Origin of the sequence: Streptomyces sp. NPDC127119 (assembly GCF_042677425.1) — a bacterium.
Lineage (GTDB): Bacteria > Actinomycetota > Actinomycetes > Streptomycetales > Streptomycetaceae > Streptomyces.
The window spans coordinates 14,752-38,264 of the sequence record NZ_JBHXTO010000069.1 but is presented as its reverse complement, the minus strand read 5'-3'; the positions used below and the strand labels follow the sequence as shown (position 1 = coordinate 38,264).

At 72.3% G+C, this 23,513-nt stretch carries 18 protein-coding genes; 7 read left to right on the top strand and 11 right to left on the bottom strand.

The genetic code is table 11. The features are described 5' to 3' along the window. Positions 1-13: 13 nt before the first annotated feature. The 9 genes from ACFVH5_RS26085 to ACFVH5_RS26045 form a co-directional block, all read right to left on the bottom strand. A complete protein-coding gene (locus ACFVH5_RS26085; RefSeq protein WP_385836196.1) occupies positions 14-922 on the bottom strand; it encodes a dihydrodipicolinate synthase family protein in 909 nt (302 codons plus the stop codon). Between the two features lie 45 nt (positions 923-967). Continuing rightward, positions 968-2,362 carry an FAD-dependent oxidoreductase gene (locus tag ACFVH5_RS26080; RefSeq protein ID WP_385836195.1) on the bottom strand — a complete coding sequence of 465 codons (1,395 nt, stop codon included), beginning with the start codon at positions 2,360-2,362 and terminating at the stop codon, positions 968-970. After that, positions 2,355-2,663 carry a (2Fe-2S)-binding protein gene (locus ACFVH5_RS26075; protein ID WP_384807066.1) on the bottom strand — a complete coding sequence of 103 codons (309 nt, stop codon included), beginning with the start codon at positions 2,661-2,663 and terminating at the stop codon, positions 2,355-2,357. The genes ACFVH5_RS26080 and ACFVH5_RS26075 overlap by 8 nt, the downstream gene beginning before the upstream one ends. After that, positions 2,660-3,871: an NAD(P)/FAD-dependent oxidoreductase gene (locus ACFVH5_RS26070; protein ID WP_385836194.1), complete on the bottom strand. Its 1,212-nt coding sequence runs from the start codon at positions 3,869-3,871 to the stop codon at positions 2,660-2,662. Before ACFVH5_RS26070 ends, ACFVH5_RS26075 begins: the two co-directional genes overlap by 4 nt. Before the next feature lie 67 nt (positions 3,872-3,938). Beyond that, complete coding sequence (locus tag ACFVH5_RS26065; RefSeq protein WP_385836193.1) at positions 3,939-5,798, bottom strand: glycoside hydrolase family 76 protein; 1,860 nt, start codon at positions 5,796-5,798, stop codon at positions 3,939-3,941. Positions 5,799-5,930: 132 nt separating this feature from the next. Further along, entirely contained in the window at positions 5,931-6,659 is a 729-nt protein-coding gene (locus tag ACFVH5_RS26060) for a class I SAM-dependent methyltransferase (RefSeq protein WP_385836192.1), read from the bottom strand. Positions 6,660-6,874: 215 nt separating this feature from the next. Continuing rightward, positions 6,875-9,328, bottom strand: a complete 2,454-nt coding sequence (locus ACFVH5_RS26055) for a SpoIIE family protein phosphatase (RefSeq protein ID WP_385836191.1) — start codon at positions 9,326-9,328, stop codon at positions 6,875-6,877. A 562-nt stretch (positions 9,329-9,890) separates the two neighbouring features. Beyond that, the gene (locus tag ACFVH5_RS26050; protein WP_385836206.1) at positions 9,891-12,278 is read right to left on the bottom strand and encodes an MFS transporter; all 2,388 of its coding nucleotides are present in this window, start codon (positions 12,276-12,278) and stop codon (positions 9,891-9,893) included. Positions 12,279-12,518: 240 nt separating this feature from the next. Further along, positions 12,519-12,962, bottom strand: a complete 444-nt coding sequence (locus tag ACFVH5_RS26045; RefSeq protein WP_384807056.1) for an SRPBCC family protein — start codon at positions 12,960-12,962, stop codon at positions 12,519-12,521. Positions 12,963-13,112: 150 nt separating this feature from the next. Between ACFVH5_RS26045 and ACFVH5_RS26040 the strand changes: the two genes are divergently transcribed. From ACFVH5_RS26040 to ACFVH5_RS26025, 4 genes are all read left to right on the top strand, one after another. Then, positions 13,113-14,153: an Rv2578c family radical SAM protein gene (locus tag ACFVH5_RS26040; protein ID WP_385836190.1), complete on the top strand. Its 1,041-nt coding sequence runs from the start codon at positions 13,113-13,115 to the stop codon at positions 14,151-14,153. Positions 14,154-14,354: 201 nt separating this feature from the next. After that, positions 14,355-15,965: an alpha/beta hydrolase gene (locus ACFVH5_RS26035; RefSeq protein WP_385836189.1), complete on the top strand. Its 1,611-nt coding sequence runs from the start codon at positions 14,355-14,357 to the stop codon at positions 15,963-15,965. Between the two features lie 128 nt (positions 15,966-16,093). Further along, positions 16,094-16,492 (top strand): RidA family protein, encoded by a 399-nt coding sequence (locus ACFVH5_RS26030; RefSeq protein ID WP_385836188.1) that lies wholly within the window; start codon positions 16,094-16,096, stop codon positions 16,490-16,492. Continuing rightward, positions 16,489-17,076, top strand: coding sequence for a GNAT family N-acetyltransferase (locus tag ACFVH5_RS26025; protein ID WP_385836187.1), 588 nt, complete (start codon positions 16,489-16,491; stop codon positions 17,074-17,076). The genes ACFVH5_RS26030 and ACFVH5_RS26025 overlap by 4 nt, the downstream gene beginning before the upstream one ends. Here ACFVH5_RS26025 and ACFVH5_RS26020 read toward each other — a convergent pair. After that, a complete protein-coding gene (locus ACFVH5_RS26020) occupies positions 17,057-18,055 on the bottom strand; it encodes an ATP-binding protein (RefSeq protein ID WP_385836186.1) in 999 nt (332 codons plus the stop codon). The two genes, ACFVH5_RS26025 and ACFVH5_RS26020, sit on opposite strands and share 20 nt — an antisense overlap. A gap of 497 nt (positions 18,056-18,552) precedes the next feature. On the opposite strand from ACFVH5_RS26020, the gene ACFVH5_RS26015 reads away from it, so the two are divergent. Further along, entirely contained in the window at positions 18,553-19,182 is a 630-nt protein-coding gene (locus ACFVH5_RS26015; RefSeq protein ID WP_385836185.1) for a response regulator, read from the top strand. A 488-nt stretch (positions 19,183-19,670) separates the two neighbouring features. On the opposite strand, the gene ACFVH5_RS26010 is transcribed toward ACFVH5_RS26015, so the two are convergent. Next, complete coding sequence (locus tag ACFVH5_RS26010; protein ID WP_385836184.1) at positions 19,671-20,279, bottom strand: adenylosuccinate lyase; 609 nt, start codon at positions 20,277-20,279, stop codon at positions 19,671-19,673. A gap of 336 nt (positions 20,280-20,615) precedes the next feature. Here ACFVH5_RS26010 and ACFVH5_RS26005 point away from each other — a divergent pair, with 336 nt between their 5' ends. Together ACFVH5_RS26005 and ACFVH5_RS26000 are read left to right on the top strand one after the other, a co-directional pair. After that, a complete protein-coding gene (locus ACFVH5_RS26005; protein ID WP_385836183.1) occupies positions 20,616-22,430 on the top strand; it encodes a 3-hydroxyacyl-CoA dehydrogenase family protein in 1,815 nt (604 codons plus the stop codon). A gap of 193 nt (positions 22,431-22,623) precedes the next feature. After that, positions 22,624-23,439 carry a TetR family transcriptional regulator gene (locus tag ACFVH5_RS26000; protein WP_247706555.1) on the top strand — a complete coding sequence of 272 codons (816 nt, stop codon included), beginning with the start codon at positions 22,624-22,626 and terminating at the stop codon, positions 23,437-23,439. The last annotated feature ends 74 nt before the right edge of the window (positions 23,440-23,513 follow it).

The following is a 23,513-nucleotide window of genomic DNA, read 5'->3' as shown; positions in this document are numbered from 1 at the left end:
CCCGGCCCGGCCTTCAGACGAGCCCGGCCGCCACGGCCTTCTCCGTGGCGGCCCGGACGGCGGCCTCCTGGTCGGCCCGCAACGGCACGCGCGGCGGACGCACCGGCCCGCCGTGCCGGCCGACGATGTCCATCGACAGCTTGATCGCCTGGACGAACTCCACCTGGGAGTCCCAGCGCAGCAGCGGGTGCAGTTGGCGGTAGAGGGGCAGCGCGGTGTCGAGGTCGCCCCGGACGGCGGCGCGGTACAGCTCGACGGACGCGGCGGGCAGCGCGTTCGGGTAACCGGCGACCCAGCCCTTGGCGCCGGCGACCGCCAGTTCCAGCAGGACGTCGTCGGCGCCGATCAACAGGTCGAGATCCGGAGCGAGTTCGGCGATGCGGTAGGCCCGCCGGACATCGCCGGAGAACTCCTTGACGCCGTGGATGTACCCCTCGCCGTGCAGTTCGGCGAGCAGTTCGGGCACCAGGTCGACCTTGGTGTCGATCGGGTTGTTGTACGCCACGATCGGCAGGCCGGCCTTCGCGACCTCCGCGTAGTGGGCGAGCACCGAGCGCTCGTCGGCCCGGTACGCGTTCGGGGGCAGCAGCATCACGGAGGCGCAGCCCGCGTCGCGTGCCTGCTCGGCCCAGCGCCGGGCCTCGGCGGAGCCGTACGCGGCGACGCCGGGCATGACGCGCGAGCCGCCGATCGCCGCCACGGCCGTCTCCACGACCTTGGCGCGCTCCTCGGGGGTCAGCACCTGGTACTCACCGAGCGAGCCGTTGGGTACGACACCGTCGCAGCCGTTCGCGACGAGCCAGGCGCAGTGGTCGGCGTACGCGTCGTGGTCGACGGAGAGGTCGTCCCTGAGCGGTAGGGCGGTGGCGACGAGGACGCCGCGCCAGGGACGGTCGGAGGTCTGGTCGGTCGTGTCGGTCATGAGGGTTCCCGTCCGGTCCTTGAAGTCATGGGGCATGGGGGTGGGTCACGAGGCTTCACCGGGCTCGCGTGCCAGCACACCGAGCGGTACCGGCCGCGCGAAGGGCCGCCGTGCCGGTGTCGGCGGGCACCCCGCGAGCCCCGCCACCGCGGGACCGCACATCCGGCCCTGGCACCAGCCCATCCCGGCCCGGGTCAGCAGTTTCACGGTACGTACGTCGCCCGCGCCGAGTTCGTCGACGGCCTCCCGGATCGTGGCGGCGGGCACCTCCTCGCAACGGCACACGAGGGTGTCGTCGCCGACCCGCTCCACCCAACGGTCGGGCGGTGTGCAGACGTTGTCGACGGCGTCGAAGAACTCCCGCAGCCCGGCACGTGCCTTGGCGGCCGACGCGTACGAACCGGGTTCGGGCGTACGGGAGTCGAGTCGTGCGGCGATGGACAGGCCCGCGATCCGGCCCTCGGCCAGTGAGAGCGCGGAGCCGCCGATCCCGGTGGTCTCGCCGGCGGCCCAGACGCCCGGCACGTCGGTGCGCTGTTCGTCGTCCACGGCGACGTTCACCCCGTCGAGGCGGCAGCCGAGTGTCTCGGCGAGGTCGGTGTGCGGCAGCATGCCGTGCCCGACGGCGAGGCTGTCGCAGGGAACGCGCCACTCGCTGCCGCCCTTGACCCGTCCGTCGGCGTCGAGCGCGGCCACGGTCACGGCTTCGAGGCGGTCGGTCCCGTGCGCCGCGACGACGGTGTGCCGGACGTGGACCTTGACCCGGTGCCGCGCCAACCCGGCGGCGTACCGGGCGCCTTCGGCGAGCTTGTCCGGATGGGCGGCGAGGACCCGCGCATGCCGTACGAAGTCCTTGGGGTCGGCGGATTCCACGAGGGCGGCCACCTTCGCCCCGGCCGCGGCCAGTCCGACGGCCACGGGCATCAGCAGCGGCCCGGTCCCGGCGACGACGACGGTACGGCCCGGCAGCACGAGTCCGCTCTTCAGCATGGCCTGCGCGCCGCCCGCGGTGACGACTCCGGGGAGGGTCCAGCCGGGGAACGGCAGCACCTTCTCGTAGCCGCCGGTCGCGAGGAGCACGGCGTCGGCCCGCACCACCACGGACTCCTCCTGCTCGGGCCCGAGCAGAGCGTGCACGGCGAAGGAACCGGACTCCCCTTCCACGCACCACACATGATGTTCCGTCAGGTGTGTGATCCTGCCCGCCCCGACGTGCGCCGCCAGTCCGTCGCGGAGTCGTTCCCAGGTGCGCCACTGGTGATGCAGCGCGCTGGGGCGGCGGGCACCGAGCCCGGTGGCGGGCTGTCGGTAGAACTGGCCGCCGGCCTGCGGGGCCGCGTCCACGAGGGTCACCGCCACACCGCGCGCGGCAGCCGCGAGGGCGGCGACGAGCCCGGCGGGTCCGGCGCCGATCACCGCGAGGCGGGGTCGTTCACTCATGCCGTCCGGTCCCTTCCTGGGTTCGGATCACGTCACCCGGCTCCGCCCGTACCAGGCAAGCCCGTTGGTTGGGGCGTCCGTTGACGGTCAGCAGACAGTCGAAGCACACCCCGATCCCGCAGAAGACTCCGCGCGGCTCACCGCTCCCCCGGGTCGTGCGCCAGGACATGACACCCGCGGACCACAGGACGGCCGCGATCGTCTGGCCGGGGAGAACGGCCAGCTCCCGCTCGTCGAACGTGACCGTGAACGGCGGTTCGGGCCGGGCCCGGACCAGCCTCAGAGGAGTACGCGGCGTCACGAGCAGAACTCCTCGGGATCGGGAGCGGGTGCGGATGCGAGATCGGGTGCGGGATCGGGGAAACGGTCGGGGCGGAACGGCGCGAGATCCAGGTCGGGCCTCCTGCCCGCCAGCACCTGGGCGATCAAGTGGCCGGTACCGGTGGCGAGTCCGATGCCCGCGCCCTCGTGCCCGCACGCGTGGAAGAGGCCGGGCACCCGTGCGTCGGGCCCGACGGCGGGCAGGTGGTCGGGCATGTAGGGGCGGAAGCCGAGGTAGGCGCGCATGGCCCGCACCTCCGCCAGGAAGGGGAACAGCCGGGTCGCACCGGCCGCCAGTTCCCGGGTGACGGGCAGCGAGAAGGAGCGGTCGAAGCCGACCCGTTCCCGGCTGGCGCCGATCAGTACGGGGCCCGCCGCCGTTCCCTCGACCACCGGGGAGGTCTGCAGCGCCGCAGAGTCACTGGCCACGTCGGCCACGTAGTCCGCCGCGTACACCTTGTGGCGCACCCTGCGCGGCAGGGGTTCGGTGACGAGGACGAAGCCGCGCCGGGGCAGTACGGGCAGGGACACCCCGGCCAGCGCGGCCAGTTCCCCGCCCCAGGTCCCGGCCGCGTTGACGACCGCGGGCGCGTGGATGTCGCCGTGCGAGGTACGGACGCCGCGCACCGCCCCCGACGCGGTACGCAGCACGTCCGTGACCGTCCGGCCGGTCCGCAGCGAGGCACCCGCGGTGCGGGCGAGCCGGACGAGACGGGCCGCCGCGAGCGTCGGCATCACCTGGGCGTCCTGCGGATAGAGCACGCCGCCCGCGAGGCCGTGCGCCAAGTACGGTTCGAGGTCGTGGAGTTGGTCCGGGCCGACGGAATCGGCCCGGACACCGGCCGAGCGCTGTGCGGCGGCCAGTTCCTCCAGCGCCGCCAGGCCCTCGGGCGCGGAGGCGACGACGAGTCCGCCCTTGGCCTCGTACTCGACGGACTCGCCCACGCCCGGCTCGGCGGCGAGGTCGGCCCACAACCTCCCGGAGAGCAGGGCGAGTTCGAGTTCGGGGCCGGGTTCCTTGTCGGAGACGAGGAGGTTGCCCTCGCCGGAGCCGGTGGTGCCGCCCGCCACCGGACCACGGTCCACCAGGACGGCACTCAGCCCCGCCCGAGCCGCGTACAGGGCGGTCGCCGCCCCTACCATTCCGGCCCCGACGACCACGACATCGCAGGTCAGCGAGTTGCTCACGTCAGTAATATGTCACATAGCCCTGCGAATGCACACCCCCCTTCGCGGCGTTCCGGAATCCTCATACTCAGCCCGCCAGCCGTGCGGCGGCCGTCAGCGCCTCCAGCGCGCTCGCCTGGGTGCGCCAGTCCGAGACGTTGGGCGCGGTTCCCGACCAGCGCTGCCCGAGGCGGTTGAGCGGGTCCCGGTCGGTCGTCCAGACGGAGTCGGCCTGCTTGGTGACGTACGCCTTGTACGCGGTCGAGGCCGTGGCGTCCGCGAGGTCGGCGAGGTGCCGGACGAAGATGCCCTTGAACTGCTTCTGGTTGTCGTCGCAGGAGGCCGTGCCCAGGTCGCAGGACTCGGTCAGTACGCCGCCACGGGTCAGCGCCGGTGAGGAGATCGCGGTGTCGGCCAGCCGCTTGGCCGTGTCCAGGTACCGGGTGCTCCCCGTCGACCGCCACAGCTGGGTGAAGGCTCCGATGGCGAGTCCCTGGTTGTAACTCCACACGGTCTGGCCGTTGTTGGCGCAGCCCGAGGTGATCCCGTCGTTGACGAGGCCCGCGGAGTTGATCATTCCGCTGGCGAGGTACCAGTCCGCGGCCGTGGTCGCGCGGGCGCCCCACACGGTGTCGCCGCTGATCCGCTGGTGCAGTGAGGTGGTGAGCCACAGGTAGAGCCCGTTGGTCACCGCGTTCTTGTAGGTGCGCTCCCGGTCCCACCACACACCGCCGCCACAGGTACCGGTGTCCCAGTACTGGTGGACGTAGTTCGTGATGGTGACCGCTTCCTCCAGGTAGCGCCGGTCGCCCGTGTAGTCGTACGCCGTCAGCCAGGCCACCGCCCACCAGCCCGCGTCGTCGATCGCGCGGCTGATGAAGTGCCCCTCGATCGGGTCCGAGCTGCGCCCGCCCGCCGGGAAGACGCCCCGGTTCTGTTCGTAGGTGCGGGCGATCGCCCAGTCGTAGTCGAGCCGCCCGCTCTGTTCGGCGAACTCGACGACCGTCGTGAGCGCGACGGCGGAGTTCCACCAACTGCTGCGCCACCAGCCCTCATCGGTCCGGTACGAGGCCATCAGCGCGTCCGCCGCGCCGCGTGCCCGGGTCGGTGCGGGCCTGGCCCAGGCCGTGCAGCTGCCCTCCTGGTGGGCGGCCTCGCGACCGCAGGCGCGGACCGCCCCGCCGTACAGCAGGCCGCGCGGGTCCCGGGTGGCGAACAGGGTGGTCCGGGCGGAGGTGGCCCCGGAGGACACGCTCGTACGGCCGAGGGAGGAGCCCTCGGGATGGCTCGCTCCGCCGTCCCAGGAGCGGTCCAGCCATATCTCGTCGCCCGCGCCGCCGCCCGCGATGACGCCCCAGGCCGTACCGCCGCGCTGGTCGACGTGCAGGCTGATGGTGCGGCCGAAGAGCGTGGTGGCGGGCACCGGGGTGTCGTCGCCGGCCGCCGTGGCGGGGTCGGCTCCGTCGCAGGCCGTGCCGTCGCACACCTTCGGGTACACCCAGTCGGTGCAGGTCACCCCGGCGGCGTCGCCGCAGGCACGGATCCAGCCGCGCCGGTGCGCGACGGGGTCGGTGATGTTGTACATGAGGGTGCGGGTGCCGGTCCATGAACCGGGGACGCTCGCCTTGCCGAGCAGGCCCTCCCAGGTGGCGCCCCGGTCCCAGGAGCGGTCCAGCCAGACCGCGTCGCCCGCCACGCCGTTGTCGATGCTCGCCCAGGCCGCGCTGTCCGGGTCGGAGACGTGCAGCCGCAGGGTTCTGCCGTTGATGGTCCTGTTCGGCACCGGGAAGGTGTCCTGCTGCGCCTTGGAGGGGTCGAGCGTGTCGCACACCAGGGCGCAGACCGGTGTCGCGGCGTGGGAAGGGGTGGGGGGAAGGGCGACCAGGCCGGTCAGGGCCAGGAACAGGACCAGGAGTCCGCCGACGAGGGGGTGGTGGCGTGCCGCCATGACGAATCGCCTCTCTGGGGAAGCCGTGCGCGGAAGGGCGGTGGCGGCCTGCCGGGGAACCGCCGTTTAGATCGTGCCCATGTCAAACAGCGCCTACGACCGAACTTCCCCGGGACTTGGCACGACTTCCGGTCACTCCCGGATACGCCCCACGACCATCCACAGGGAGGGCAGTTCGATGCGTGAGCCGTCGGCCCGGTGCTCCGTGGTGACGAGCGGCAGCTCCCCGCTCGCCACCACCCCGAGACCGGCCGCCCGCAGATACTCCGGGACGGCGGCGTCGGCCACCTCACCGGGCGCGATGCCGTGCCGGAGGACGGGCGCGAGTTTCGCGGGCGGCCCCTCGGGACTCCGGGCGAGGTCGCGCAGCATGGCCCCGGCCGCCTCGGCCAGTTCGACGACGAAGGCGCGGCCCCGGTCGCCGACGAGCGTGGCCAGACCGTCGACGAGCGACTGCCGGTCGGCGGGCTCGCACTGGTGCAGGACGCCCCGCATATAGACGTTGGCGTCGCCCATCTCGGCGTGCAGCGTCTCGGCCTCGGCCCTCTCCGCCGCGTCGACCATCCGGTAGTGGGCCTGGCCCGCCGGGTCCGCGAGCCGGGCGTGGTCGAGGGCCGCGGCCGACAGATCGGCGCCGATCACCCGCGGATAGCGGTCCGCGAGGAACCGGGTCTGGGTGCCGTTGCCGCAGCCGAGGTCCACGAGGGGCAGCCCCGGGGCGGTCAAGTGCGGCTCGAACAGACCGAGATGGACGCCCGCGGTGAGCGCGGGCTCGGCATCCCAGAAGACGGCTCCCCGATCGTCGGGAGCCTCCCGCCAGAAGCCCTCCCAGGCCTCCCTGTACCGAGTAGTCACGCTCATGCCAGCTCCCCAGGAAAATGTGACGGGCAGTCCGGTTTACCGCGCCGGGGTCACAGCGACAAGAACAGGGCGCACACCTTCACGGCTCATTCGCTCCCGCACGCGGTCACGCTCGGGGCTACGCCCCGAAAGGGGCGCGGGGAACGGCGCGGCCAGCCCCCACCGACCCGCAGAGTCATCTCAACGCTTCCGCCCAGCCCAGCCCAGCCCAGCGGTCAGCGCCGCGGCAACGTCAGTTCGAACCACACCGTCTTGCCGGAGCCGGTCCGGCTCGTCCCCCACTCACGCGCCAGCGTGCTCACGACCCGCATCCCGCGCCCGAACTCGTCGAGCCGCCCCGCGCTGAGCAACGTGGGCAGGGTGTGATCGTCGTCGTCCACCTCGCACAGCAGGGTGTCGCCCCGGACCAGCCGGAGGTCGATCGGCCGGCTGTGGGAGTGCCGTACGGCATTGGTGACCAGCTCGCTCACCAGCAGCTCGGCGGTGTCGGCGACGGAGCCGAGGCCCCACGCGTGGAGCTGCTCACGGACCGCCGCACGCGCCCGGCCCGCCTCCCGGGGGTCGTGCCCGATCCGCCACTCGGCGACGTCCTCGGGCCCGATGCCGTTGAGCCGCGCCATCAGGAGCGCCACGTCGTCCTTGCGGCCACCGCGGGTGTTGAGGGCCCGGATGATGGTGTCGCAGGCGTCGTCCATGGAGGCGGCCGGATGGGCCGCGGACTCGCAGAGCGTGGCGAGGCCGACGCCGATGTCCTCGCCGCGCACCTCGACCAGGCCGTCGGTGCACATCACGAGCCGGTCACCGGGTGCCACTCGCACGCGTACGGACTCGAAGGGCACCCCGCCGACTCCAATGGGCGCGCCGGTGGGCAGTTCCAGCAGATCGCTGTGGCCGTTCTCGGCGCGGACCAGCACGGGCGGGATGTGGCCCGCGTTGGCGATCTCCAGCTCGCTCGCGATGGGGTCGTAGATCGCGTACAGGCAGGTCGCGAGGTAGTGCTCGCCGAGTCGCTGCGCCAGGTCGTCGAGGTTGCGAAGGAGTTGGGAGGGTGGCAGGTCGAGGGCCGCCATGGTCTGGACGGCGGTCCGTAACTGCCCCATCATCGCGGCCGAGTTGAGCCCGTGGCCCATGACGTCACCGACGACGAGTGCGGTACGCGAACCGGGCAGCTTCACGGAGTCGAACCAGTCGCCACCGACCCGCCCGAGCAGTGTGCCCGGCAGATAGCGGGTCGCGATGTCACAGCCGGACATCCGCGGCGCGATGTGCGGCAGCATGCTGTCCTGGAGGGTCTCGGCGACACTCTCCTGGTACGTGTACATGCGGGCGTTGTCGAGTACGAGCCCGGCGCGCGCGGCGAGTTCGGCGCCGGTGACACGGTCCATGTCGTTGAACTCGACGCGCTCCGGGTGCCGCAGCAGGATCATGAAGCCGAGGACGACGTTGCGGGCCTTGAGGGGCACGACCAGCATGGAGCGGCCGGTGATCAGGGGCCGGATGTCGCGCTTCTCGAACTGCGCGGCGATCATGTGGCCCATCTGCTCGCTGATGCGGGGCACGAGAACGGGTTCGCCGGTGGTCATGCACTGGAAGAACGGGGTGTGCGCGGGGAAGGGCATGGCCTCGCCGACCGGCACGACGTCGTCCCAGCGGCCCGGTTCGTCCGTGTGCTCCAGCGCGACCCGGTGCCACATGGTGGTCGTGTCGGGCACGCCGTCGGAGAAGCCCTCACCGGCGACGACCTGTTCGCGCAGATAGGTCCCGGCCACGTCGGTGAAGCGCGGGACGACGGCCCGGCTGACCTCGACGATGGTGCGGGACAGGTCGAGCGAGGTGCCGATGCGTCCGCTGACCTCGTTCAGGAACTCCAGCCGTTCGCGTACGGCGGCGTATTCGAGGTCCTCGACCTCGTCCTCGGCGTCCTGCGGCAGGGGCTCGCCCGACAGGGCCGCGGCAGCCGCCCGCTGCCGGCGCTCCATGCGCTCGGTGCGGCGCGGGACACCCCAGTCGGGGGTGACGGGGACGCGGTCGTTCTGGCTGAACTCCAGGACCGGATAGCCCAGTTCGAGGACCTGGGAGACGATGCGGGCGCTTTCGCCCACGCTCATGCTCGGCAGGATCTCGGGCAGCCTGCCTGCCAGGTCCTCGGCGCCGGGGAAGTCGGTGTGCAGCGCGAACCCGGGTGCGATGCGCTCCACGGCGGCGCCCGCGCCGGACGCGTCGGACGCGTCGGTGTCGTCGGGACGCAGCGCGCCCGCGTCGGCGGCGAGGACCAGCAGGCGCTCGGCCCCCGGGCCCACGAGCGGGTACGCCCACCACAGGACGTCGATCCGGTCGCTGTCCGCCGCCGTCAGCCGGGCGCGGCCCGCGGCCGGGTAGAACAGCCGCCCGTCCAGGGAGGATTCGAGATCGGGGCCGAGCCCGTCGTACGCGGCGTACGCCCCGTAGGGGGCGGTCTCGTCGTCCTCGGGCAGTGCGCCGGAGACGGGCAGCAGGTCGACCACGGGACGGCCTACGGCTTCATCCCTCGCCGTGCCGAAGAGGCGGCGGGCGCCGCGGCTCCAGTGCGAGACCAGTCCTTGGCGGTCCACCACGACCACGGCCAGCGGAATCCGCCCCGCCGCGGCTGCCCCGTGCGGAGGGTTGCCCCTCTCGGTGCCACGGTCCATGGCTCAGGCCCTCTCTCCCACGGTCCGCAAGATCTGTGCCACCACTCCGACCACGGTACGTCCGTGCCCGGCGGCGATGTGCCCCATTCCCCGAATTGCCTCCGGCGCACACCCCCACCGCCTAGGGGCGCGAGGAACGGCGCGACCGGCCCCCACGGCCCCGCACCCGACGAACTCCCCGAGCCCACCCCAGGGGCGCGGGGAACGGCGCGGCCAACCCCCACCGTCCTGCACCCGACGTACCACCCAAGCCCCCCAAGGGGCGCGGGGAACGGCGCAGTCTTTTACCTGCGGACCGGAGGGGGCTGGCCGCGCAGTTCCTCGCGCCCCTTGGGGGGGGTGGGGGCGTGGGCAGACCGTTGCCTGCGGGCCGGTGGGGGCTGATCGCGCCGTTCCCCGCGCCCCTGAGGGGACGGGGGCGCGGGGAAGATCGTTGGCCGCGGGCCGGTGGGGGACGGGGGCGCGGCCAGATCGTTGGCCGCGGGCCGGTGTGGGGGCCGGGCCGCGGGGAGACCGTCGGCTGCGGGTCGGTGGGAGCCGGGCCCCGGGAAAGGGCGCGGCCTCAGTCGTCCTCGTGGCCCAGTTGGAGGTCGCGCTCCGTGCGCCCGCCCCCCGCCACCTGCAACACCGTGGCCACCGGCGGATACCCCGCCGCGATCACCGTGTACTCGCCCGACGAGAGGTCGATGAACCGGAACGCCCCGTCACCCCCCGTGGTCAACGTGTCGACCACATTGCCCGCCGCGTCGAGCAGCGTCACCCGAGCGTCCTCGACCGGCCGCCCCCCACTGGCCCGCACGGTGCCCCGCAGTACCGCCCCGCCCGCGAGTTCGACGTCCTGCCGGGTCTCGCGCGCGGCCTGCACGCTCACCGGCAGGGCGGCCGGGCGGAAGGCCGGCGCGCTCCCGGCCAGCGTGTACTCCCCCGCCACCAGTTCGGTGATGACGTAGCCGCCCTCGCGCCCGCTGCGCGTCGCGGCGACGACCTCCCCGTGCACGTTGGTGAGCGTGACGGTCGCGTCCCGTACGGGCGTCCCGTCCGCCGTGACGACGCTCCCGGCCAGCCGCCCCGCACCGCCGAGGACCACGTCCAGTTCCACGGGCCGTTCCCCGACGGTGACACTGACCGCTTGGGGCTGGTGCCCGCTGGCCGCCGCGATCAGGACGTACGACCCCGATCCGGGCGTCGACAGCGCGTACCGTCCGTCCTCGCCGCTCGCGCCCCGTCCGATCTGCTGCCCGGCGACGTCGATGAGGGTGAGCGCGGCGCGGGGGACGACGGTGCCGTCGGGGTGCTGCACGGTGCCGCAGACGGGAATCCCGGCGGCGTACGACGAACGCGCGCCGGGCAGCGGGGTGTTGAGCGGCGCGGCGGTCTCGGGGGCTGCGGTGGGGGTGTGGTGGGACACCAGTGGTTTCTCCTTGAGGAAGAAGGCGACGAGCAGGCCCAGGACGAGCACCGGCACGAGGTAGAGGAAGATCCGCGGCATCGCGTCGGTGTACGCCGCGATGTAGCCGTCCCTCAGGCCGGCGGGCAGCGTGTGGACGAGCTGCGGGGTGATGGACTCGGGGTCGGGCACGCCGGCCCCGGCGGGCAGCCGGTCGGCCAGGGAGTCGGCGAGCCGGTTGGCGAAGAGCGTGCCGAAGACGGCCGCGCCGACGCTGCCGCCGATCTGCCGGAAGTAGTTGTTGGCGCTGGTCGCGGTGCCGAGGTCGTGCGGGTGGACGGAGTTCTGGACGGCGAGGATCAGCACCGGCATGACCAGGCCGATCCCGGCGCCGAGCAGGGCCATCCACACGCTGTAGTGCAGCCGGGGCGTGTCGGCTTCGAGCCGTGAGAGCAGCCACATGCCGACGACGGACAGGGCGCCGCCGAGGATCGGATAGATCTTGTAGCGGCCGTTGCGGCTGATGAGCTGGCCGGAGACGATCGAGGCGCCGACGATGCCGCCCATCATGGGGAGCATGAGCAGGCCGGACTCGGTGGCGCTGGCGCCGTCGACCATCTGCAGGTACGTGGGCAGATAGCTGGCCGCGCCGAAGAGGGCGACGCCGACGATCACCCCTACGAGAGCGGTGACGTTGAAGACGCCGTCGCGGAACAGCCGCAGTGGGATGAGGGGTTCGGCCGCGCGGTGCTCGGCGACGAGGAAGAGCACGGTCGAGGCGACGGCTCCCGCGGCGAGTCCGAGGACGACGCGCGAGCCCCACGCGTACTCCGTGCCGCCCCAACTGGTCAGCAGGACCAGGCAGGTGGAGGCGGCGGCGAGCAGCAGGGCGCCCAGGACGTCCAGGCGGGGCCTCGCGGTGGGCTTCGGCAGTTCGAGGACGACGGCCACGACGGCGAGGGTGACCAGGCCGAAGGGGACGTTGATGTAGAAGCACCAGCGCCAGGAGAGATGGTCGGTGAAGTAGCCGCCGAGCAAGGGGCCCGCGACCGAGGCGAGTCCGAACGCGGCGCCGATCATCCCCATGAAGCGGGCCCGTTCCCGGGCCGGCACGACGTCCGCGATGATGGCCTGTACGCCGATCATGAGGCCGCCGGCGCCGACTCCCTGGAGGGCGCGGAAGGCGATCAACTGGTCCATGGTGCGCGACCATCCGGCCAGCGCCGAGCCGATCACGAAGACGACGATGGCGAACTGGAAGACGCCCTTGCGGCCGTACAGATCGCCGAACTTGCCGTAGACGGGCAGTCCCACGGTCGAGGTGAGCAGGTAGGCGGTGATCGCCCAGGACATCTTGTCCAGGCCGTGCAGCTCTCCGACGATCTTCGGGAGCGCGGTGGCGACGATCATCTGCTCCAGGGCCGCGAGGAGCAGCGCGAGCATGAGCGCGAAGAAGACCAGGCGCACGCGGCGCGGGCTCAGTGTCTCCAACTGAGGGGGATCGGGCGGCGCTTGGGGTGTGTCGGGGGCCGGAGAGGAAACGTCTCGTCCGCTCTCCGCCAGAGCCGTTCCGCCGCCCACGTGCTGCTCCCCTCGTCGCGCCTGCGGGGCCCATTTCTCGCATTGTGCGACATCTGGGAGCAAGCGCGACGAGTCGCCCTGGGGCGGGCCCCGGTGGACGTATCCGCCGGTGGGAGCCCTACGGCGTACAACTGGGCCCGTACGGAAAACCACTCGAAACGGTGAGCGTGGAAATCGTCCGGGACGGTGGGGTCCAGGAGTGCGGGGAGTCGCCCCGTGGAGCTACTTCTCCACCTCGGCGGCGAGCTTCGCCAGCACCTCGTCGTAGATGCGGCCGAGGCCCTTGGGTGCGAAGGTCCGCTCGAAGAACCCGCCGATGCCGCCGGCGCCGTCCCACACGGTGGTGACGACGACGCGCGACCTGCCCTCGCCGGCCGGGGTGACGCGCCAGGTGGTGACCATCGAGGAGTTGCGGTCCTTCTCGACGAGTTCGCCGTCGGTGGGCTCGCTCACTTCGAGCAGGCAGTCGCGGATGCGCTTGCTGGTGGCCTGGAGCTTCCAGTGGACGAGGGTTCCCTCGCCGTCGCCGCCCTCCCGGACCTCGTACTCGCTGAAGTGCTCGCTCAGGATCTTCGAACGCGTGCCGTTGTAGTCGGCCAGCGCGTCGAACACGTCGTCCGGCTGACCCGTCACGACTCGCTCGGTGGTGGCCTCGACCTGCGCCATTGCGTTCCTCCAGCACTCGGGATCTCGGGCGTCAGCGCTCAGCCAACCATCACGCGGCCGGGCCGCCCAAATCGGGGTCCGGAACTACGGGGTCGCACGATCAAGGGAACATGTGTTCTATTCTGTGGTCAGTGCTATCGAGGAGGCGTCATGCGGTGGGAGAACCTCGCAGTGGAGTCCGACGGGAATCCGTCGGCCGGCCCCACAAACCCCGCTCTGTTCGGCGCGGAGTCGGTGACCACCCGGACGTTCGACACGCCCGAGTTCCGTGGGATCACCTTCCACGAGATCCGGGCCAGGTCGATCGTCAACCGCGTCCCGGGGGCCTCGCGCATGCCCTTCGAGTGGACGGTCAACCCCTACCGGGGGTGCACGCACGCTTGTGTCTACTGTTTCGCCCGCAAGACCCACAGCTATCTGGACCTCGACACGGGCCTCGGCTTCGACAGCCAGATCGTGGTGAAGGTGAACGCCCCGGAGCTGCTGCGGCGCCAGCTCGGCTCACGGCGCTGGCTCGGTGACCACATCGCGATGGGCACCAACGTGGACTGCTACCAGCGCGCGGAGGGCCGCTACCGGCTGATGCCCGGCATCATCGCGGCCCTGCGCGACCACGCGAACCCCTTCTCCATCCTGACCAAGGGCACGCTGATCCTGCGCGACCTGGACCTCCTGAAGGAGGCGGCGGCCGTCACCGAGGTCGGGATCTCCGTCTCCGTGGGCTTCACCGACCTCGACCTGTGGCGGACCGTGGAGCCGGGCACGCCCGCCCCGGAGCGCCGCCTCGACGTCGTACGCACCCTGAGCGCGCACGGCATCGACTGCGGGGTCCTGATGGCCCCCGTGATCCCCTTCCTCGGCGACGACCCCTCCCAACTGCGTGCGACGGTACGGGCGGTCGCCGCGTCCGGCGCGACCTCGGTGACCCCGCTCGTGCTGCATCTGCGGCCCGGCGCGCGCGAGTGGTTCATGGGCTGGCTGGGGCACCACCACCCGCATCTGGTGCGGCGGTACGAGCGGCTGTACGCGGAGGGCGCGTACGCCCCGAAGTGGTACCAGCGGCGGATCACCCGGCAGGTGCACGAGCTGGCCGAGGAGTACGGGATAGGCCCCACGCGCGCGGGGATGCCCCGCAGGATCCCGGTGCCCGAACCGGTCACGACGGGGCCCACCCAGCTCACCCTTCTGTGACGGCACACGCCCACGCACCGGCACCGGCGTCCCTCGCACACCGGTCGGCACTCCCTGCCCGGCATCCGGCCGTACAGCGCGGCCCAATGGGGTCAACTCTCGGCAGAAGCGGTCCTTCCGGGCGCCCGCCCCGGGACGATACGGCCAGGGCCGTGAGGTGCACGGCCCGCTGTCCGGTCCATCGATGTGAGGCGATTCATTGTGAACCGACGCGCAGCCGCTCTGTGCGGTGCCGCCGCCGTGGTTGCCGGAATGATCACCGCGGTCCCGGCCGACGCGAACCCGGCCTCCGCGACCGCCCGGCGCACCGCCCCCTCCGCCGACGCGGCGAAGCCCACCTGGAAGAAGTGCGGCACCAAGAACTATCCGACGCTCCAGTGCGCGTCCCTGAAGGTGCCCCTCGACCACGCGAACCCGCACGGCCGGAAGATCACGCTCGCGCTGTCCCGGGTCCCGCACACCTCCAAGAAGACCTACCAGGGCCCTCTCCTGGTGAACCCGGGCGGTCCAGGCGGCAGCGGTCTGTCCCTGGCCGGATTCGTCGCGGCCTCGCTGCCGAAGAACGTGGCGGCCCAGTACGACGTCATCGGCTTCGACCCGCGCGGGGTCGGCGCGAGCAGGCCCGCCCTGAACTGCCGGCCGGGACACTTCAAGCCGGTGCGCCCCGACTCGCTGCCGACGACCCCCGCTCTCGAAGAGGCCAACCTCGACCGCGTCGAGGCCTTCGCGAAGGCCTGCGCGAGCAAGTACGGGGACCTGCTGCCGTACATCGACACGGTGAGCGCGGTCCAGGACATGGACGCGATCCGCGGCGCCCTGGGCGCAAAAAAGATCAACTACTTCGGGTACTCGTACGGCACGTACCTGGGCGCCGTCTACGCCAGGCTCCATCCGGAGCGGGTACGGCGCATGGTGCTGGACTCCGTCGTCGATCCCACCGGTGTCTGGTACGACGACAACATCGCGCAGGACCACGCGTTCAACTCCCGCCACCGGGCCTTCATGGCCTGGGTCGCCGAGCACGACGCGACGTACAAACTGGGCACCGATCCGGAGAGGATCGAGGAGGCCTGGTACGCGATGCGGGCGGCGCTGGCGAAGAAGCCCGCGGACAGGACGGTCGGCGCCTCGGAGCTGGAGGACACCTTCTCCCCCGGCGCCTACTTCAACGGCTACTGGCCGTATCTCGCCGACGCGTTCGCGGCCTACGTGAAGACGAAGAACGACGACCTGCTGGTCGAGGCGTACGAGAACTTCGGGGCCGTCGACGCCGCGGGCGACAACGGCTACAGCGTCTACACCTCGGTGCAGTGCCGTGACGCGAACTGGCCGCGCGACTGGGACGAGTGGCGCGACGACAACTGGGACGTGTACAAGAAGTCGCCCTTCATGACCTGGAGCAACGCCTGGTACAACGCCCCGTGCGCGTTCTGGCCCACCGGCTCGGCCGAGCCGGTGGACGTCGCGAACGACTCGGTGCCGCCGGTGCTGCTGTTCCAGGCGACGGACGACGCGGCCACCCCGTACGAGGGCGGTGTCCTGGTCCATCACCTGCTGGGCGGCTCCAGCCTGGTGGTCGAGCAGGGCGGCGGGAACCACGGCGTCACCCTGAGCGGGAACACCTGCCTGGACAAGCACCTGGCCGCCTATCTGACCGACGGCCGGGTGCCGCGCGGGAACGGCGAGGCCGACGCGGTGTGCGCGAAGCTGCCCGATCCCGAGCCGCTGACCGCGAAGGCGAAGGCTAAGGCGAAGACGGGCACGGCCTCGCGCGGCGCGACCCTGCACGGCCTGCTCGGTTTCCGCGGCTAGCCGACACCGACCGGGACCGAGCCGGGCCGATCCGGGCCGGTCGGGGCCGGTCGGGGGCGGTCGGGGCCGGTCGGGGGCGGTCGGGGGCGGTCGGGGGCGTTGTCAGTGCCGTGGTGCAGGATTGATCCATGACCGGACCGATCCGCATCACCGCCCCCGACGGGGTCGCCCCCGCCGCCGCCTACTCGCACGTCGTCATGGGCACGGGCCGCTTCGTGGCGGTCTCGGGCCAGCTGGCGCTCGACGAGGACGGAAAGCCGGTCGGCGAGGGCGACCCGGCCGCGCAGGCCCGTCAGGTCTTCGAGAACCTGCGCCGCTGCCTCGCCGCGGCCGGCGCAGGCTTCGACGACGTGGTCAAACTGACCTACTTCGTCACGGACATGGCCCACATGCCGGCCATCCGCGCGGCCCGTGCCGAACACATCCCGCAGGACCGCCTCCCGGCCGCCTCCGCCGTACAGGTCGCCGCCCTCGTCCGCCCCGAGTTCCTGATGGAGATAGAGGCGTTCGCGATACTGCCCGAATGAGCCGCACCGGTGCCCCGCCGCACATCCGCGAGATGACCCTGTCCGACTGTCCCCGCGTGGCGGAGATCCGGATACGCGGCTGGCAGAGCGCGTACAAAGGGCTGATGCCCCAGCCGTATCTCGACGGGCTCGACGTGGCGGCCGAACTCCCGCGTCGGCGGGCCCACTTCGAGCGGGCCGCCGGCACGGGCGTGGTGAACCTCGTCGCGGAGTCGGCCGGTGAGGTCGTCGGCTGGGCCTGCCACGGGCCCTACCGCGGCGGAGAACCGCGTACCCAGAAAGCCCAGGACACCGGGGGCGCCGGGGATGCCGAGCTGTACGCGATCTACGTCGACCCCGACCGGACCGGGCGCGGGGTGGGCCGTGCCCTGTTGCGGGCGTCGGTCGAACGGTGCGCCGCCGCGGGGCACGACAGGATGCTGCTCTGGGTCCTTCGGGAGAACGCGGGCGCGCGCCGCTTCTACGAACGGGCCGGTTTCACCGCGGACGGCGCCGAGGAGCCCTACGAGGTCGAGGGCGTCGAGGTGCCGGAGGTGCGCTACGCCCGGCTGCTGGAGGGCCGGGTCACCCCTTGGGAAGGCTGACGCAGAAGACCGCGCCGCTCGGCCGGCCCGGTTCGTACCAGGCGTCTCCGCCGTTGGCCCGGGCCAGACTGCGGGCGATCCACAGGCCGAGGCCGGTGCCCTCGGTGGCCGCCGCGGTGGCGGGGTCGCGGCGGTAGCGCTCGAAGAGGTGCGGAACGAAGGACTCCGGCACACCGGAGCCATGGTCCGCGACCCGGAGCTCGACGCGTCCACCGGCTTCCCGCGCGGTGATCTCGACGGGATCCCGGCCGTAGGCGAGCGCGTTCTCCAGGTAGTTGCCGAAGATCTCGGCGAGGCCCACGGGGTCGACCCGCACCACCAGCCGGGCCGGGACGGCGAGTCTCAGTCCGTCGCGGGCGGCCCCGGCCTCGGCGAACTGGTCCAGCAGGAAGCCCAGCAGCGGCACCGGCTCCGGCACGCCCCGCTGACCGGCGCCGTCGAGCCGTGCGGCGGTGAGGAGTTTGCGGACCAGTGCCTGCAGGCGGGCCGTGCGTTCGGCGATCCGCTCGACCACCTCGGCGCGTCGCTCGTCGGCCAGTCCGGGCGGCGGCTCTCTCAGCACGTGCACCAGGGCCCCCAGAGCGGCCAGCGGGTTGTGCAATTGATGTGCGGCGACCTCGACGACGACGCTCTGGTGCTCCAGCGCGGCCTGGAGCACATGGTCGGCCTGCTGCCGCCGGGTCCCGTCGCGCAGGGTGGCCACGTACAGCCGCCGGCCGTCGAACCGGGCGAGGGCGACCGTCATCTCGACGACCTTGTTGCGGCCGTTCGGCAGGACCAGCGTGACCTCGGTGGACTCCCCGTCGTGGAGCGGAAAGCCGAACACGGAGCCGATCAGCTCGTCCGCCGACCGCTCCAGCAGCGCCGCCGCGGCCGGGTTGCACGCCCCCACGCATCCGTCGGCGTCGACCGCGACGATGCCGTCGGGCGCGGCCAGCATCATGGCCGCGTACAGCTCATGACGCCCGTCGTCAGCCATCGTGATCGTCCCCGCGCCCCCTTCGCCGCCCCAGTGGTCCGTCCGGCCGACCGGTACCTCTCATGTCCCCCGCTTCCTCCCCGCCGGGCACCTGTCGGTGAGGTGGCGAGCCATCCTTCACCGGCCGTCCGTCGCGGCTTCCCCACAGCGTCGACGCCCGCTGTCCGCAAACGGTCGGACAAGCGGTACGCACGTCGCATCAGGCGCGCGTCGGCCGACGCGGCGGGGATCGCCCCGCCGGCCCGGACCTGTGCGCTACGAGGAACGCACGGGTCTCCATCCGGCGTCCCCTGCCACCTGCCGCTGACCGGCCACTGACCGGCCGCCCCCGGCTTTCCTGTTCAACTCTCCACCGTGCGGCGGGTGTTGGGCCAGACACGGGAGGCATATTCCCGGGTACGGCCGGGACTCGCCGGGGGTCTTCAGCACTACGCTCGAAAGCGCATCGCCACCACCGGCCCGGGGAGAGCCGGCCATCCGGAGGGGGAGGATCCGGCATGATCCGCGTGCTCGTGGTCGAAGACCAGCGCGCGCTGGCCGACGCCCTGGCCATCGCCATCGGAGCACAGCCGGACCTGGACTGCGGCGAAGCGGTGGGGACGGTCGACGAGGCGTTGCGGGAGGCGGCCCGTCGACCCCCCTCCGTGGTGCTGATGGACATCCATCTGCCGGGCACGGACGGTATCGAGGGCACGCGGCTGCTGAAAAAGGTCCACCCTTCGGCCCGGGTGGTGGTCCTGACCGCGGACGCGACCCCCGACCAGCTCGCGCGGGCGGTGACGGCGGGCGCCTCGGCGTTCCTCGCCAAGTACAGCCCGTTCGGGGACATCCTCACCGCGATCCGGACGCCGGCCACCGGCAAACTGCTCGTGGAGGGGTCGGCCCTGGAGGCCCGGCTGCCGCCGCGGCAGCGCAACGGGGCCGGGCTGACCCGCCGTGAGCACGAGGTGCTGGTCCTGCTCGCGCAGGGGCACGGCCTCAAGGCGATCGCGGACCGGCTCGTCCTCAGCCGGCACACGGTCCGCGGGCATGTGAAGAGCGTCCTGGTCAAGCTGCGCGCGCACAGTCAGCTGGAGGCGGTGGTGACGGCCACCCGGCTGGGGATCCTGCCGCGCGAGATGCCGTAGGACGGTGAATCAGCCCATCTGAGGGGGCCGTTCGCCCCGCCTGGGGGATTTTCGGCGAGCCGTCCGTCGCTTATGGTGCGAAATGTGCGACCTCCCTCGGTAACGGTGCGAGCCGTTGCCGAGCGACTACCCGAATCCCATGTCGCACCCAGCCGGGCGGTCGCACGACGGGGGCCGCCGGGGAGCAGGACCAGGGCCACATCCGCGAAGTCCGCCCACCTGCCACTCGCCCGCCTCCCGCCGGGCGAACCCCCGGCACCCCCACCCCAGCCCCGCCCCCGAAAGGGACGCAAGGAACGACGCAACAAGCCGCCACATCCACCCCGCCCCGTCAGGGGCGCGGGGAACTGCGCGACAAGCCCCCACGAACCCGCACATACAAACAACCGCACCACCCCACCCCGAAAGGGGCGCGGGGAACGGCGCACCCAGCCCCCACCGACCCGCAGCCACAAACAGGCCCCTACACGCACCCCACCCCCAACCCGCTAACCCCGCCCCCGCGGAACAGGCGGGACCCGCTGAGCCGGCAGCCGCCGCAACGCATCGGCCGCCGCCCCCGCCAACTCCGGATGCACCAGCGCCTCGTTCAGCACAGGCCGAGCCCGCTCGTCCCCCAGCACCCCCAACCCCTCCACGCACGCGAGCGCGACCCGCCGATACGGATCGTGCGGCCGGAACCGCCGCGCCAGCGTGGTGATCAGCGCGGGCACGGACTCGGGCGCCCGCAGTTCGACCAGGAGCCGCACCGGGTGAAGGGCGTACGCGACGCGCAACTCGTTGGTGGCGAGGGCCGCCGCAGCCCGGGCGGTACGCGGATCCCCCAGCCGGGCCATGGCGTAGGCGGCGGAGGCGCACCGCTGCGGATCCCGGTGGTTGAGCAGCAGGACGAGCGCCTCGAAGGCCCGTCTGTCCCCGGCGACACCGAGCCGGAACGCGGCCAGTTCCCGCGCCCAGAGCGGCTGTTCGGGAGCGATGAGCACGGCGGCCAGCTCGTCGAGATCGCCGGTCGCCGCCAGTCGTTCGTACGAGAAGGACGCCATCGTGCCCGCCTCCTGCCGTAAGCGCTGGGTGAGCGATCGCAACTCTTCGTCCATGATGCAGAGACTATCGGCGACATACGTCACATGGACCGGCCAGGAATGCGGGCTGGTGCGCTCGTTACTCACCGGTTAAGCTCAATCGAGCGAGTTACCCACTCGTGGATCCGCCCGTGGTGGCCTGGTGACGCAGCCGCCGCGGGAACACCCTCGCACCCCCGTGGTCGTGAGGGAGCTGGTCGGTTCGGTACTTCAGGTACCTCAGTTCGACATGACGGCACGGCTCCGGGACAGGGCCTGTCGGTTCACCTCACCATCTCTCACCGCACTCCGTGCGCCCGTCGGCGTATCCGTGTGCGTCCCTCAGTCGTCACTCATTCCTGGAGTCCCGCGATGGCCACTCCCCTGTCCGACCCCTCGTTGTCCTCCGTGTCCCTCCTGCGGACCGTCGCCGTCGTCGGCCTCGGCACGATGGGCACCGGTATCGCCGAGATCCTCGCCCGGGCCGGCCGCGAGGTCGTCGGCATCGACATCAGCGAGGCCGCCGCGGCGCAGGCCGTCAGCGCGCTCGAGTCCTCGACCGCCCGTGCCGTGCAGCGCGGGCGCATCACCGAGCAGGAACGCGACGACACCCTCGCCCGCTTCCGCACCTTCACCGATCTGCGGGCCGCGGCCGACGCCGACCTGGTGATCGAGGTGGCCCCGGAGTCGTACGAGATCAAGCACCAGATCTTCCGGGAGCTGGACGGTGTCGTGCGCCCGGGGACGATCCTGGCGACCGGCACGAACGCCCTGTCGGTCACCCGGCTGGCCGCCGACTCGGCCCACCCCGAACGGGTCCTGGGCCTGCACTTCTTCAACCCGGCGCCCGCGATGAAGCTCGTCGAGGTCGTCTCGTCCGTGCTGACCGCGCCGGGCGCCGTCGCCGCCGTCACCGACCTCGCCCTCGAACTCGGCAAGGAGCCCGTCGCCGTCGGCGACCGCCCCGGCTTCGTCGCCGACGGCCTGCTGTTCGGCTACCTCAACCAGGCCGCCGCGATGTACGAGGCCAGGTACGCCAGCCGCGAGGACATCGACGCCTCGATGCGGCTGGGCTGCGGCCTGCCGATGGGCCCGCTCGCCCTGCTCGACCTGATCGGCGTGGACACCGCGCGTACGGTCCTGGAGGCCATGTACGCGGAGTCGCACGACCGGCTGCACGCGCCGGCGCCGATCCTCAAACAGCTCAGCCAGGCGGGCCTGACGGGCCGCAAGTCCGGGCGCGGCTTCTACACGTACGACGCCCCGGGCAGCGCGACCGTCGTCCCCGACCCGCTGACGCCGTCCGCCGCCGGGTCCGGGACGGCCGGCCGGACGATCCGCTCGGTCGGCGTCGCGGGCTCCGGAACGATGGCGTCCGGCATCGCGGAGGTCTTCGCGAAGGCCGGGTACGACGTCGTCCTCGCCGCCCGCACCGAGGAGAAGGCCGGGACGGCGAAGGCCCGTATCGGCACGTCGCTCTCGCGCTCCGTCGACAAGGGCCGCATGACGGCCGAAACGGCCGCGGAGACGCTGGGGCGCATCACACCGGCGGGTTCGTACGAGGCCTTCGCCGACGTCGATCTGGCGCTGGAGGCCGTCGCCGAGGACCTGGAGATCAAGCAGCAGCTCTTCGCGGTGTTCGACAAGGTCTGCAAGCCGGGCGCGATCCTGGCCACGACGACGTCGTCGCTGCCGGTCGTCGCCTGCGCCCGGGCCACCTCGCGGCCGCAGGACGTGATCGGCATGCACTTCTTCAACCCGGCGCCCGCGATGAAGCTGGTCGAGGTCGTGCGGACGGTCCTGACGGCGGACGACGTGCACGCCACGGTCCGCGAGCTGTGCGCGAAGGTCCGCAAGCATCCGGTGGACTGCGGCGACCGGGCGGGCTTCATCGTGAACGCGCTCCTCTTCCCGTACCTGAACAACGCGATCAAGATGGTCGAGGAGCACTACGCGACGCTCGACGACATCGACGCCGCGATGAAGCTCGGCGGCGGCTACCCGATGGGGCCGTTCGAGCTCCTCGACGTGGTCGGCCTGGATGTCTCGCTGGCCATCGAGAAGGTGCTGCACCGCGAGTTCCGCGACCCGGGTCTCGCCCCGGCGCCGCTCCTGGAGCACCTGGTGGCCGCGGGCTGCCTCGGCCGCAAGACGGGCCGCGGCTTCCGCGAATATGCGCGGCGCTGAGCCGCCGCGCCACGACGGGCCCGGGGACCGGCCCGGCATGCTCGCCTCCGGGCCAGGGGACCGGCCCGGAGGCGACCGTGCGGACTGGGGCGGGCTGCTCGACCCCGCCGGCGCCACCGCCGGGGCCCCGGACCCCGGCGGAGAAAGACCCGGTCGGGAGCGCTCCGGCGCGTACATGCAGTACGTTCGGGGCATGTCCCAGCCCGCCAAGTCCTCCCGTACACCAGCCACGTCCGACGCGCCGGAGAGCGCCGCGGGCGGTCGCGCCGCGGCGCAGCGGCTCAAGATGCGCCGGGAGCTGGCGGCCGCCGCGATGGAGCTCTTCGCGACGAAGGGGTACGAGGCGACGACGGTCGACGAGATCGCGGCCGCGGCCGGGGTGGCCCGGCGCACCTTCTTCCGGCACTTCCGGTCCAAGGAGGAGGCGATCTTCCCGGACCACGACGACACCCTGATCCGGGCCGAGGCGGTGCTCAACGCCGCGCCGGCGCACGAGCATCCGCTGGACACGGTGTGCCGCGGGATCAAGGAAGTCATGCAGATGTACGCGGCGCGGCCGGAGATCTCGGTCTCGCGCTACAAGCTGACGCGTGAGGTGCCGACCCTGCGGGAGGCGGAGATCGCCTCCGTGGCCCGGTACGAGCGGCTGTTCACCCGCTATCTGCTGGGGCACTTCGACGAGCACGCCCACGACGACGACGCCAACGACGACCCGCTGCTCGCGGAGGTCGCCGCGTCGGCCGTGGTCACCGCGCACAACCACGTGCTGCGGAGATGGCTGCGGGCGGGTGCCCAGGGCGACGTGGAGGCGCAGCTGGACCACGCCTTCTCGATCGTCAGGAAGACCTTCGGCACGGGGATAGGCGCCGGCCGGGACACCGCGGCGCACGCGGCGCCCGTGTCCACCGCGTCGGTGGAGGGCGAGGTGCTGGTGACCGTCGCCCGCGTGGACGCTCCGCTGCACCAGGTGATGCGGACCATCGAGCAGGCTCTCAAGGAACGGTCGTAGAGGCCTCCCGCACAGAACCACGACCTCGTCGCTCGTCCTCATACGCCGGACGGGCTGGATACGGGCGCTCCCTT

Excerpts from the sequence above, each read along its gene's own strand:
- ACFVH5_RS26085 (WP_385836196.1), bottom strand. The coding sequence starts at position 922 with ATGACCGACACGACCGACCAGACCTCCGACCGTCCCTGGCGCGGCGTC.
- ACFVH5_RS26080 (WP_385836195.1), bottom strand. The coding sequence starts at position 2,362 with ATGAGTGAACGACCCCGCCTCGCGGTGATCGGCGCCGGACCCGCCGGG.
- ACFVH5_RS26065 (WP_385836193.1), bottom strand. The coding sequence starts at position 5,798 with ATGGCGGCACGCCACCACCCCCTCGTCGGCGGACTCCTGGTCCTGTTC.
- ACFVH5_RS26060 (WP_385836192.1), bottom strand. The coding sequence starts at position 6,659 with ATGAGCGTGACTACTCGGTACAGGGAGGCCTGGGAGGGCTTCTGGCGG.
- ACFVH5_RS26055 (WP_385836191.1), bottom strand. The coding sequence starts at position 9,328 with ATGGACCGTGGCACCGAGAGGGGCAACCCTCCGCACGGGGCAGCCGCG.
- ACFVH5_RS26045 (WP_384807056.1), bottom strand. The coding sequence starts at position 12,962 with ATGGCGCAGGTCGAGGCCACCACCGAGCGAGTCGTGACGGGTCAGCCG.
- ACFVH5_RS26040 (WP_385836190.1), top strand. The coding sequence starts at position 13,113 with ATGCGGTGGGAGAACCTCGCAGTGGAGTCCGACGGGAATCCGTCGGCC.
- ACFVH5_RS26030 (WP_385836188.1), top strand. The coding sequence starts at position 16,094 with ATGACCGGACCGATCCGCATCACCGCCCCCGACGGGGTCGCCCCCGCC.
- ACFVH5_RS26025 (WP_385836187.1), top strand. The coding sequence starts at position 16,489 with ATGAGCCGCACCGGTGCCCCGCCGCACATCCGCGAGATGACCCTGTCC.
- ACFVH5_RS26020 (WP_385836186.1), bottom strand. The coding sequence starts at position 18,055 with ATGGCTGACGACGGGCGTCATGAGCTGTACGCGGCCATGATGCTGGCC.
- ACFVH5_RS26015 (WP_385836185.1), top strand. The coding sequence starts at position 18,553 with ATGATCCGCGTGCTCGTGGTCGAAGACCAGCGCGCGCTGGCCGACGCC.
- ACFVH5_RS26010 (WP_385836184.1), bottom strand. The coding sequence starts at position 20,279 with ATGGACGAAGAGTTGCGATCGCTCACCCAGCGCTTACGGCAGGAGGCG.
- ACFVH5_RS26005 (WP_385836183.1), top strand. The coding sequence starts at position 20,616 with ATGGCCACTCCCCTGTCCGACCCCTCGTTGTCCTCCGTGTCCCTCCTG.
- ACFVH5_RS26000 (WP_247706555.1), top strand. The coding sequence starts at position 22,624 with ATGTCCCAGCCCGCCAAGTCCTCCCGTACACCAGCCACGTCCGACGCG.